This window comes from Micromonospora echinaurantiaca, from assembly GCF_900090235.1.
GTDB classification, from domain to species: Bacteria; Actinomycetota; Actinomycetes; order Mycobacteriales; family Micromonosporaceae; genus Micromonospora; species Micromonospora echinaurantiaca.
In genome coordinates, this window is sequence record NZ_LT607750.1 from 226,951 (window position 1) to 238,788 (window position 11,838).

At 75.1% G+C, this 11,838-nt stretch carries 7 protein-coding genes and 1 pseudogene; 5 read left to right on the forward strand and 3 right to left on the reverse strand.

Translation table 11 applies throughout. The features are described from left to right. Positions 1 to 80 precede the first annotated feature (80 nt). Positions 81 to 638, reverse strand: coding sequence for a sugar O-acetyltransferase (locus GA0070609_RS01065; protein ID WP_088992051.1), 558 nt, complete (start codon positions 636 to 638; stop codon positions 81 to 83). A gap of 139 nt (positions 639 to 777) precedes the next feature. On the opposite strand from GA0070609_RS01065, the gene GA0070609_RS01070 reads away from it, so the two are divergent. After that, positions 778 to 4,122 carry a S8 family serine peptidase gene (locus GA0070609_RS01070; protein ID WP_088992052.1) on the forward strand — a complete coding sequence of 1,115 codons (3,345 nt, stop codon included), beginning with the start codon at positions 778 to 780 and terminating at the stop codon, positions 4,120 to 4,122. Between the two features lie 51 nt (positions 4,123 to 4,173). Here GA0070609_RS01070 and dapD read toward each other — a convergent pair whose 3' ends face one another. After that, positions 4,174 to 5,133 (reverse strand): 2,3,4,5-tetrahydropyridine-2,6-dicarboxylate N-succinyltransferase, encoded by a 960-nt coding sequence (dapD, locus tag GA0070609_RS01075; RefSeq protein WP_088992053.1) that lies wholly within the window; start codon positions 5,131 to 5,133, stop codon positions 4,174 to 4,176. Positions 5,134 to 5,213: 80 nt separating this feature from the next. Here dapD and dapE point away from each other — a divergent pair, with 80 nt between their 5' ends. Then, positions 5,214 to 6,287 carry a succinyl-diaminopimelate desuccinylase gene (gene dapE, locus GA0070609_RS01080; RefSeq protein WP_088992054.1) on the forward strand — a complete coding sequence of 358 codons (1,074 nt, stop codon included), beginning with the start codon at positions 5,214 to 5,216 and terminating at the stop codon, positions 6,285 to 6,287. Positions 6,288 to 6,397: 110 nt separating this feature from the next. Here the strand turns inward: dapE and GA0070609_RS33470 are convergent, their stop codons facing one another. Next, entirely contained in the window at positions 6,398 to 6,565 is a 168-nt protein-coding gene (locus GA0070609_RS33470) for a hypothetical protein (RefSeq protein WP_172899265.1), read from the reverse strand. A 155-nt stretch (positions 6,566 to 6,720) separates the two neighbouring features. Between GA0070609_RS33470 and GA0070609_RS01085 the strand changes: the two are divergent. The 3 genes and pseudogenes from GA0070609_RS01085 to GA0070609_RS01095 all read left to right on the forward strand — a co-directional run. Continuing rightward, positions 6,721 to 7,563 (forward strand): annotated as a pseudogene (locus GA0070609_RS01085) (LOG family protein); the annotation flags it as partial. A 155-nt stretch (positions 7,564 to 7,718) separates the two neighbouring features. Continuing rightward, positions 7,719 to 8,264 carry an LOG family protein gene (locus GA0070609_RS01090; protein ID WP_088992055.1) on the forward strand — a complete coding sequence of 182 codons (546 nt, stop codon included), beginning with the start codon at positions 7,719 to 7,721 and terminating at the stop codon, positions 8,262 to 8,264. 91 nt (positions 8,265 to 8,355) lie between these two features. Beyond that, positions 8,356 to 11,766, forward strand: coding sequence for an ATP-dependent helicase (locus GA0070609_RS01095; RefSeq protein WP_088992056.1), 3,411 nt, complete (start codon positions 8,356 to 8,358; stop codon positions 11,764 to 11,766). The last annotated feature ends 72 nt before the right edge of the window (positions 11,767 to 11,838 follow it).

The window sequence follows — 11,838 nt, forward strand, 5'->3', positions numbered from 1 at the left end:
TCACCACCCACAGTGCCTGGTCCGGCGCTGTTCCGCCATCCGCAGAGGAGCTGTTTGTGCAGGTCGGGGCCTTGATCGGGTCAGTCGAGCTGGCGTACCGGGCGGGCTGGGTTACCGACCGCGACGACGTTGGGCGGGAGGTCCCGGGTCACCACGGCGCCCGCGCCGACCACCGTGTTCTCCCCGACGGTGACCCCGGCGAGGACGATCGCGCCGCCGCCGAGCCAGACGTTGTCGGCGATGGTGATCGGCTTGGCCGCCTCCCACTTCGCTCGGCGGGGCTCCGGCTCCACCGGGTGCGTCGGGGTGAGCAGCTGCACGTTCGGTCCGACCTGGACGTCGGCGCCCACGGTGATCGGCGCGACGTCGAGGAAGACCGCGTGGTAATTGACGAAGGTGCGCGGCCCGAGCCGGATCTGCCAGCCGTAGTCGCAGTAGAACGGTGGTCGGACCCAGGCGTCCTCGCCCACTTCGCCGAGGAGTTCGCGCAGGACGGCGAGGCGGAGTTCGGGGTCGGCGGCGGGACTGGTGTTGAAGCGCTCCATCAGCCGGGCGGCGCGGTCGAGGTCGGCGTTGATGGTCGGGTCGTCGGCGATGTACGGCTCGCCGGCGAGCATGCGTTCCCTCATGGACGTCACCCGCCGATCATGCCCGCCCGGCCGGTCGACGGGTTGGCAACTCCGTCATCTTTCCGTCTTCATTATGCATACCCGGTATGTAATTCTGACGGTTGTCAATGTTTCCCTCAATCGATGAACGCTTCACGAGGAGGATCCGTTGCACCGAATCAGAAAACTGGCCGGTCTCGGCCTCGCGCTCGGTCTGGTGCTGGGCACCCCGGGGCTGGCCGTGGCCCAGGCGCCGGCCGCCCCGACCACCGCCGGGCCGGACGCCACCGCCCGGCCGGACACGCCGAACGCCGGGCGGTCCGCCACCGTCACCCTGCTCACCGGCGACCGGGTCACCGTCACCGCGACCGGCTCCGCCAGCGTGCGGCCGGGTCCGGGGCGGGACGGCGTCCGCTTCCTGACCCGCCGGGAGCGGGGTCACCTCTCCGTCGTGCCGCACGACGCCCTGCCGCTGATCCGGGCCGGCCGGGTCGACCGGCGGCTCTTCGACGTCACCGAACTGGTCGCGGCCGGCTACGACGACGCCCGGCGGGCCGACCTGCCGGTGCTGATCGCCGGGGGCGCGGGGAACGCCCGGCGGGCCGCCGCGCCCGCGGGTGTGACGGTCACCCGTGACCTGCCCGCCATCGGCGGGGTGGCCGCCCGGGCGGCCAAGCAGCGCACCGGGGAACTCTGGGCGGCGCTCACCGCCGCCGGTGCCCGGGTCGACACGGCGGGGGGTGTCGACCGGGTCTGGCTGGACGGCCGGCGGCGGATCACCCTGGAGCACAGCGTTCCGCAGATCGGCGCACCGGCCGCGCACCAGGCCGGCTTCACCGGCCGGGGCGTACGGGTCGCGGTGCTGGACACCGGCGTCGACGCCGGGCACCCGGACCTGGCCGGCCGGGTGGCCGAGGCGCGCAACTTCACCGAGGAGGCGGAGCCGGGTGACGTGATCGGGCACGGCACCCACGTCGCCTCGATCATCGCCGGTGGTGGCGCCGCCTCGGGCGGGCGCTACCGGGGCGTGGCGCCGGACGCGACGCTGCTCTCCGGCAAGGTCTGCGAGACGGACTGGTGCACCGACTCGGCGATCCTGGCCGGCATGCAGTGGGCCGCCGTCGAGCAGCGGGCAGACGTGATCAACATGAGCCTCACCGGCGGCGACACCCCGGAGGTCGACCCGCTGGAGGCGGCGGTGCAGGCGCTGACCGCGCAGACCGGCGCGCTCTTCGTGGTCTCCGCCGGCAACGACGGCGGCTTCGCCCCGGTCGGCTCGCCGGGCACCGCCGACGCCGCGCTCGCCGTCGGCGCGGTCGACCGGGAGGACGTGCTCGCCTCCTTCTCCAGCCGCGGCCCCCGGGTCGGCGACGACGCCCTCAAGCCGGACCTCACCGCGCCGGGCGTGGAGATCGTCGCCGCCCGCGCCGCGGACGGCGTGATCGGCGACCCGGTGGGGGAGGGGTACGTCTCGCTCTCCGGCACCTCGATGGCCGCCCCGCACGTCGCCGGCGCGGCGGCGCTGCTCGCCCAACGGCACGGCGACTGGACCGCCGGCCAGCTCAAGGCGACCCTGATGGCCGCGGCGAAGCCGCACCCCGAGCAGACCGCGTACGAGCAGGGCGCCGGCCGGGTCGACGTGGCGCGGGCGATCGACCAGCGGGTGACCAGCGAGCCGGCGAGCGTCTCGTTCGGTCGGGCGCCCTGGCCGCACGCCGACGACGCCCCGATCACCCGGGAGGTGACCTGGCGGAACACCGGACCGAGCGAGCTCACCCTCGACCTCACCGTCGAGGCCACCGGCCCGGCGGGCGCACCGGCGCCGGCCGGCATGTTCACCCTGAGCGCGAACCAGGTCACCGTGCCGGCCGGCGGTACGGTCACCGCGACGGTCACCGCCGACACCCGGCCCGACGGCCCGGACGGCCACTACACCGGCCGGGTCGTCGCCCGCTCCGGCGACACCGTCGCGATCACCCCGCTGGCGGTGAACCGGGAGGTGGAGAGCTACACGCTCACCGTCCGGCATCTGGGGCGGGACGGCGCGCCGACCGGCGAGCACAGCAGCACCCTGGCCGGACTGGACGGCTTCGTCGTCCACGACCTGTACGACCCGGACGGCACCGCCGAACTGCGGGTGCCCAAGGGGCGGTACGGCCTGTCCAGCTACCTGTTCACCGTGGACGGCGACCAGGTGACCGACTCCGCTATCCTGGCCCGGCCCGAGCTGCTGCTCGACCGGGACACCACGATCACCGTCGACCTGCGGCGGGCGAAGCCGGTCCGCACCACCGTGCCCCGGCGGGACGCCACCCCGGTGCTGGTCGACGTCGGCGCGAACTTCACCGCCACCGACGGCAGCTCCTACAGCTTCGGCCTGCTGGGCTTCGACTTCACCGGGATGGCCAGCGGACAGGTCGGCCCGGCCGGCTCGGCCGAACGCTTCGTCGGCACGGTGACCAGCCAGTGGGCCGACCGCGAGGCGGTCAGCAGCCCGTACCTCTACGCCCTGGCCGAGGGGTTCCCCGGCCGGATGCCGACCGGCTTCGACCGGCACTACCGGGCGCGCGACCTGGCCACGGTCACCCAGCGGTTCCGGGGCGGCTACGCCGGGCTGGCCGCCGAACGGATGGTCTACGCGCAGCTGGAGCCGGACGTCGGCGGCTGGGCGGCGGTGCTGCCGACGGCGGTGCCGGGGCAGCGGGTCGAGCACTACAACACCCGAGGCGTGCGCTGGTCGTCGGAGCTGCTTTTCGGGGTGCGGACCGACGACGGCTGGCTCGAACCCCGGGCCGCGCTGGGGTCCGAGGCGCGGGCCTACCGGCCGGGCCGGCACCTGCGGGAGAGCTGGAACTCCGCGCCGTACGGGCCGTCCTTCCCGGCGCCGCGCTGGCCCGGGCAGGGGGTCACCCGGCAGGGTGACGTGATCGTGCTGGACGTGCCGCTGCACAGCGACGCCGAGGGGCACGCCGGCGGTTCGGCCGCCGACACCGCCCGGACCGCCCTGTACCGCGACGGGGTGCTGGTCGGGGAGAACGCCGAGCCGGGCTACGGCGAGTTCGAGGTGCCGCCGGGCGCCGCCGACTACCGGCTGGAGACGCTGTCCCGGCGCGGCTTCACCGACCTCAGCACCGAGGTGGCCACGGCCTGGACGTTCCGGTCCCGGCACGTGGCCGGCGAGGACTACGCCCGGCTGCCGGCGATGGCGATCCGGTTCGCGCCGCGGCTGGACGCGGGCAACGCCGCCCCGGCCGGCCGGCAGTTCGTGATCCCGGTCGAGGTCCGGCGGCAGCCCGGCGCACCGGGCGGGCGGGTCGCCGCGCTGACCGTCGAGGTCTCCTACGACGGTGGGGCGACCTGGCAGCGGGCCCGGGTCCGACCGGCCGGCGACGGCTGGACGGCCGGCGTACGGCACCCGGCCGGTGCGGGTCACGTCTCGCTGCGGGCCACCGCCCGGGACACCGCGGGCAACACGGTGACCACCCGGATCATCCAGGCGTACCGGCTGCGCTGAGGCGTACCACCTCCGGGTCCGCGGCGTACCGCGGACCCGGAGGCGCGGCCGTCAGTCGTTGGCGTGCAGCGCCGCGTTCAGCTCGATGCCCCGGCCGGTACGCGGCCGGGCCTCCAGCGCGCCGGTCACCGAGTTGCGCCAGAAGAGCAGGCCGTCCACGCCGGAGAGTTCGCGGGCCTTGACCACCCGGCCGTCCGGCAGGGTGATCTTGGAGGCGGCGGTGATGTAGCAGCCGGCCTCGACCACGCAGTCGTCGCCGAGCGAGATGCCGACGCCGGCGTTCGCGCCGACCAGGCTCCGCTCGCCGATGCGCACCTTCTCGGTGCCGCCGCCGGAGAGCGTGCCCATGATCGAGGCGCCGCCGCCGATGTCCGAGCCGTCACCGACCAGCACGCCCTGCACGATCCGCCCCTCGACCATGGAGGTGCCGAGCGTGCCGGCGTTGAAGTTCACGAAGCCCTCGTGCATCACGGTGGTGCCGGAGGCCAGGTGGGCGCCGAGCCGGACCCGGTCGGCGTCGGCGATCCGCACGCCGGAGGGGACCACGTAGTCGGTCATCCGGGGGAACTTGTCCACCCCGTGGACGACCAGGTGGCGGCCGGCGGCCCGCTCGATCACCCGCAGCTCGTCCACCCGCTCCGGCGGGCACGGCCCGGCCGACGTCCAGGCCACGTTGGCCAGCTTGCCGAAGATGCCGTCCAGGTTGACCTCGTTGGGCCGGACCAGCCGGTGGGAGAGCAGGTGCAGCCGGAGGTACGCGTCGGCGGCGTCCTTGATGGGGTCGTCCAGCGAGCCGATCACCGTGGTCACCTCGACCGTACGCAGACCGGGCAGCGCCCGCTCGCCGACCGCGCCGGGCGGCAGGTCGAGCACGTCGGCCTGGTCCTCGCCCGGGACCAGGGGCAGCTCGCCGAGTCCCAGCTTGCCGGTCGGGTACCAGGTGTCGAGCACCTGGTCGCCGGCGGTGACGGTGGCCAGGCCGATGCCCCAGGCGGAAACTGCGGACGTCACTGATTCACCTTTCGTTCGCGGCTGCGGGGCTCGCAAGCTCACTCCTCGCGCTCACCTGAACTGACGGTACCGTGCGAACCATGGAGAACCCGCTGACCCCCGAGGTCCTCGCCGATCCGGTGGCGCTGACCCGTGCCCTCGTCGACATCGAGTCCGTCTCCCTCAACGAGAAGGCGATCGCCGACTGCGTCGAGGAGGTGCTGCGGGGGGTGCCGCACCTGACCACCTTCCGGTACGGCAACACGGTGATGGCGCGTACCGACCTCGGGCGGAGCCAGCGGGTGGTGCTCGCCGGGCACCTGGACACCGTGCCGCTGAACAACAACTTCCCGTCCACCATGCGCGGCGACCTGATGTACGGCTGCGGCACCTCGGACATGAAGTCCGGCGTCGCGTTCGCGCTGCACCTGGCGGTGACCCTGCCCGACCCCCGCTACGACGTGACGTACCTGTTCTACGAGGCCGAGGAGATCGAGTCGAAGTACAACGGGCTGGAGCTGGTCGGCGCGGCGCACCCGGAGTGGCTGGTGGCCGACTTCGCGGTGCTGCTCGAACCGACGTACGGGATCGTCGAGGCCGGCTGCCAGGGCACCATGCGGGCGATCGTCACCACCCACGGCGAGCGCGCCCACGCGGCCCGGTCCTGGCACGGGGTGAACGCCATCCACGGCGCCGGCGAGGTGCTGCGCCGGCTGACCACGTACGAGGCGCGCCGGGTGACCATCGACGGCTGCGACTACCGCGAGGGGCTCAACGCGGTCCGGATCAACGGCGGGGTGGCCGGCAACGTCATCCCCGACCGCTGTGAGATCGAGATCAACTACCGGTACGCCCCGGACCGCGACCCGGCGGCCGCCGAGGCCCACCTGCGGGAGGTCTTCGCCGGCTTCGACCTGGCGGTGACGGACGCGGCGGCCGGCGCGCCGCCCGGTCTGGACGCGCCGCCGGCACAGGAGTTCCTGGCCGCCGTCGGCGCCGCGCCGATCGGCAAGCTGGGCTGGACCGACGTGGCCCGGTTCGCGGCCATGGGCATCCCGGCGCTGAACTTCGGCCCGGGCGACCCCAACCTGGCCCACCACCGGGACGAGCACGTGGAGATCAGCAAGATCCGCGACGGCGCCGCCACCCTCCACCGCTGGTTGGCCCCCGCCTGACCGGGCGGTCGTCACGCATGATCAAGAGGTTCGCGTCGACCGGGTGGTGCCCGGTGACGCGAACCTCTTGATCGAGAACGGACCCGGCGGGTGTGTGCGCCGGTGGGCGGTCAGATGGACAGGGACGTGTCCGGGGTGGAGCGGACCTCCGTGGGCTCGCCGGCCGGATCGGTGGCGACGGGCTCCATCTGCCGGGCGCGGCGGCGCTCGGCCACCACGTCGCGGATCCGCCGCTGCATCTGCCGGCGGATCCGGATCATCTCGCTGGTGCTGATCACGCTGACTCCTCCCCCGAAGGCGCGCGCCGGGGCATACCCGGTATGTGAATAGTAAGACGTACGAGCCAGCGAAATAGTTGCCCAAGATCGCGAACAATTTCCCGGCCTCGTCGCCCCGCGCACCCGGCCGGTACGACTCCACTACGGTTGCTCCCATGAGCCAGAGCAACGGACGGGAGGCCGGCCGCGCGCCCGGGCAGGAGCGGCACCGGGGCGCGGTCACGCTGCGCCGGCAGGCGATCCCCACCAGTACCGCCGACCAGCGCCTGCTCGACTCCCGGGCCCGCAGCGACTGGAAGACCAAGGACGCCTGGCGGGCGCTGCGGATCCTCTCCGAGTTCGTCGAGGGGTTCGACACCCTGGCCGACCTGCCCCCGGCGGTGAGCGTCTTCGGCTCCGCCCGCAGCCTGCCGGAGAGCCCGGAGTGCCAGCTGGCCGAGGCGCTGGGGGCCGCCCTGGCCCGGGCCGGCTACGCGGTGATCACCGGTGGCGGGCCGGGGGTGATGGAGGCGGCCAACCGGGGCGCCAGCGAGGCGGGCGGGCTCTCCGTCGGGCTCGGCATCGAGCTGCCGTTCGAGCAGGGCCTCAACGACTGGGTCGACCTGGCCATCGACTTCCGCTACTTCTTCGCCCGCAAGACCATGTTCGTCAAGTACGCCCAGGCGTTCGTGGTGCTGCCCGGCGGCTTCGGCACCATGGACGAGCTGTTCGAGGCGCTGACCCTGGTGCAGACCGGCAAGGTCACCCGGTTCCCGGTGGTGCTGATGGGTGCGGACTACTGGCGCGGGCTGCTCGACTGGCTGCGCGACACGATGGCGGCCGGCGGCAAGATCGGGCCGGTCGACCTGGAGCTGATGTGCGTGACCGACGACGTCGACGCGGCGGTCCGGCACATCGTGGAGGCCGAGGCCACCCTCTCCGCGGAGCAGGAGGCGGTCCGCGAGGAGGCGGTCGCCCGGACCGCGGCCGACCAGCGGGTGGCGGGGGAGGCGACCGGCGGTCCGTCGGCCGGCGGTGGCACGGCCGCGCCGGTCGGTGGCGGAGCTGCCGGTGACCGGTCCGGCCCGATCGCCGGCGTCGGTGGGGACCGCTCGGGCGAGCGGCCGGCCGGTCCGGCCCGCCCGGCGGGCGACGGGGAAGGTGCGGGCTGACCATGGCCGCAATCTGCGTGTTCTGTGCGTCCTCCCGTACCCTCGACCGGCGCTGGCTGGACCTCGCGACCGAGACCGGCGCGGAGATCGCCCGGCGCGGGCACACCCTGGTCAGCGGCGGCGGGTGCGTCGGCATGATGGGCGCGGTGGCCGACGGGGCGCGGACGGCCGGCGGCCCGACCCTCGGGGTCATCCCGCAGGCGCTGGTCGACCTGGAGGTCGCCGACCTGGCCTCGGACGAGCTGCTGGTCACCGACTCGATGGCCACCCGGAAGAACCTGATGATCGAGAAGTCGGACGCGTTCCTCACCCTGCCGGGCGGCCTCGGCACGCTCGACGAACTCTTCGAGGTCTGGACCACCGCCACCCTGGCCCTGCACGCCAAGCCGATGGTGCTGGTCGACACGGACGGCTTCTACCGGCCGCTGCTCGACTGGCTGGGGACGCTCGCCGACGCCACCTTCCTCAAGCCCGCCGGCCTCGGCCTGCTCACCGTGGTCGACACCGTCCCGGCCGCCCTCGACGCCCTCGAAGCCCACCTCACCTGACGCACCCACGCCGGCCCGTGCCCAATGGGCGCTGCCGGGACGGGTGGAGTGTCGGAGATGGGGTGTCGTACCGGCGTGGTGGGATGGGCGGATGCAGGCGTACCGGTTGGTGCGTCGGCCTGACCGGCCGACCGAGGAGCTCGGGTCGACCGGGCGGCCGACCGAGCAGCTCGTGCCCCGGCGCGGCGACCCGGTGCAGGCGGAGGTCGTCGGGCACACCGACGGGCCGATGCTGGTGCTCGGCGGCCCGGGCACCGGCAAGACCAGCACCCTGGTCGAGGCGGTCGCCGCCCGGGTGGCCGAGGGCGTCGACCCGGAACGCATCCTGGTGCTCACCTTCGGCCGGCGCGGCGCCACCGACCTGCGGCACCGGATCGAGGCCCGGGTCGCCCGGGGCGGCCCCCGGGTGCTCCGTGAGCCGCTGGTGCGCACCTTCCCGGCGTACGCCTTCGGCCTGCTCCGCCGGGCCGCGGCCGAGCGGGGCGAGCCCTCACCCCGGCTGCTCACCGGTCCGGAACAGGATCTGATCATCCGTGAGCTGCTGGACGTGGTCGGCGAGGAGCCGGACGACGACCCGGTCGGCTGGCCGGCGGACCTGCGACCGGCGCTGCGCACCCGGGCCTTCGCCGCCCAGCTGCGCGACCTGCTGATGCGGGCCGCCGAGCGCGGGGTCGGGCCGGTCGAGCTGGCCCGGCTCGGCGAGAAGCTCGGCCGCGCCGACTGGCCGGCCGCCGCCCGCTTCCTGCGCGAATACGTCGCGGTGCTCGCGCTGCGCGACGTCAGCAACCGCGGTTCCATCGCCTACGACCCGGCCGAGCTGGTCCGGGCCGCCACCGGCATGTTGCTCGACGACGCGGAGCTGCTCGCGGCCGAGCGGCGCCGGCTGGCGTACGTCTACGTCGACGAGCTGGCCGACACCGACCCGGCCCAGCTCGACCTGCTCGCCGCGGTGGCCGGGGGCGGCAAGCCGCTGGTCGCCTTCGCCGACCCGGATTCCTCCACGTACGCCTTCCGGGGCGCCGACCCGGCCGGGGTGACCACCTTCCCGCACCGGTTCCGCACCGTCTCCGGCGCGCCCGCCGCGCAGGTGGTGCTGACCACCTCCTACCGGGCCGGGCCGCGACTGCTGTCCGCGTCGGCCCGGCTGGCCCGGCGGTTGCGTGGCCCGGCGGCGCACCGCCGGCTGCGCCCGCTGCCCGACGCGGCCCCCGGCTCGGTCGAGGTGCACACCTTCCGCTCGGCGACCAGCGAGGCGGCCTGGCTGGCCCACGCGCTGCGGGCGGCGCACCTGCTCGACGGGGTGCCGTGGTCGGAGATGGCCGTGCTGGTGCGCTCCACCGCGCGACAGCTGCCCTCGTTGCAACGGGCGCTGCACGCCGCCGGGGTGCCGACCGTGGTGCACGGTGAGGACCTGCCGCTGCACCTGCAACCGGCGGTGGCGCCGCTGCTGCTCCTGCTGCGCTGCGCGCTGGAGCCGGAGCGGCTCGACGAGGAGGCCGCGGTCGCGCTGCTGCACTCGCCGCTGGGCGGCGCCGATCCGCTCGCCGAGCGGCGGCTGCGGCAGGGGCTGCGGGCGCTCGCGCTGGCCGCCGGTGACCGCCGCCCGTCCGGTGAGCTGATCGTCGAGGCGTTACGCGACCCGGCCGAGCTGGCCGGGATCGAGCGTCGCTGGGCGGAACCGGCGCAGACCGTGGCCGGTCTGCTCGCCGTCGCCAGGGAGGCGGCGGCCCGGCCCGGGGCGACCGCCGAGGAGGTGCTCTGGGCGGCCTGGCGGGCCAGCGGGCTGGCCGGGCTCTGGTCGTCCGCGATCAGCCGGGGCGCGGCGGCGCCCGGCGAGGGTGATGTGGCGCGCCGGCGCCGGGCCGAGGCGGCCGACCGCGACCTGGACGCGGTGATGGTGCTCTTCGACGCCGCCGCCCGCTTCACCGACCGGTTGCCCGGCGCGCGGACCGAGGTCTTCCTCGACCACGTGCTCGGTCAGGACCTGCCCGCCGACACCCTGGCGCCGACCGCCGACCGGGGCGACGCGGTCCGGCTGCTCACCGCGCACGCGGCGAAGGGGCTGGAGTGGGACCTGGTCGCGGTGGCCGGGGTGCAGGAGGGGGTCTGGCCCGATCTGCGGCTGCGCGGCAGCCTGCTCGGCGCGGAACGGCTGGTCGACGTGCTCGCCGGCCGGTCGGGCGGGGGCAGCGTGGCCACCCTGGTCGGGCAGACCTCGGCGCTGCTGGACGAGGAACGCCGGCTGTTCCACGTCGCGGTGACCCGGGCCCGGCACCGGCTGCTGGTCAGCGCGGTGGCCTCGGCCGCCGTCGGCGGTGACGACCACGAGGAGCAGCCGAGCCGCTTCCTCTACGAACTCGGCCCCACCGACCCGCCCGACGGCGGTCACCCGCCCGACGGACCCGCCCCGACGCCCGGCGACGGCGGCCCGGACGACGACGCGCCCGGGCCGGGACGGTCCACCGGCGACGCTGGCGAGGATCGGCCGCGCAGCCTGCCGGTGAGCCGGCCGCCGCGGGCGCTGACCCTGCCGGCGCTGGTGGCGGAGCTGCGGACCGCGGTCAGCGACCCCGACCTGCCGTACGCCCGCCGACAGGCCGCCGCGGCCGAGCTGGCCCGGCTGGCCGCCGCCGGCGTGTCCGGCGCGCACCCCGACGACTGGTGGGGGCTGCGCCCGCTCTCCGACGACCGGCCGCTGGTGGACGACGGGGAACCGGTCCGGGTCACCCCGTCGGCGATGGAGAGCGCACTCCGGTGCAGCCTGCGCTGGCTGCTGGAACGGCACGGCGGCAGCGCCCCGGCCAGCGCCGCCCAGGGGGTCGGCAACCTGGTGCACGCCGCCGCCATGCTGGCCGAGGACGCCAGCGCCGACCGGGGCGCGCTGCTCGACTACGTGGCCGCCCGGTTCGACGCGATCGAGCTGGCCGCCCGCTGGATGGCCGGCCCGGAGCAGGCCCGCGCCGAGGCGATGGTGGACAAGCTGCTGCGCTGGCTGGCCGCCAACCCGCGCCGGCTGCTCGCCATCGAGCACGAGTTCGCGGTACGCCTCGACGACCCGCACCGCCCGGTACAGCTCACCGGCCGGGTGGACCGGCTGGAGGTGGACGCGGACGGCCGGCTGGTGGTGGTCGACCTGAAGACCGGCAAGTCCACCGCGGTGACCGCCGCCGACCTGGCCGAGCACCCGCAGTTGGGCGCGTACCAGGCGGCGGTGGAGGCGGGGGCGTTCGCCGAGTTCGGCGACTCCTCCGGCGGGGCGGCCCTGGTGCAGCTCGGCACCGGGGCGAAGGACGCGAAGGAGCAGAGCCAGCCGCCGGCCGGCGAGGGCCCGGAGGCGGGCTGGGCGACCGCGCTGGTCCGGCGCACCGCCGATACGATGGCCGCCGCCACCTTTGCCGCGGTCGCCAACTCCAAGTGCCGGGTCTGCCCGGTGCGGACGAGCTGCCCGGTCTCCGGGCAGGGGCGCCAGGTGGTCGAGCCGCCCACCGTCCGCGAGGAGTGAGCTTGCCAGCCCCGCAGTCGCGAACTGAGGCAGCACCTGTGAGCGTGAGGAGTGAGCTTGCGAGCCCCGCAG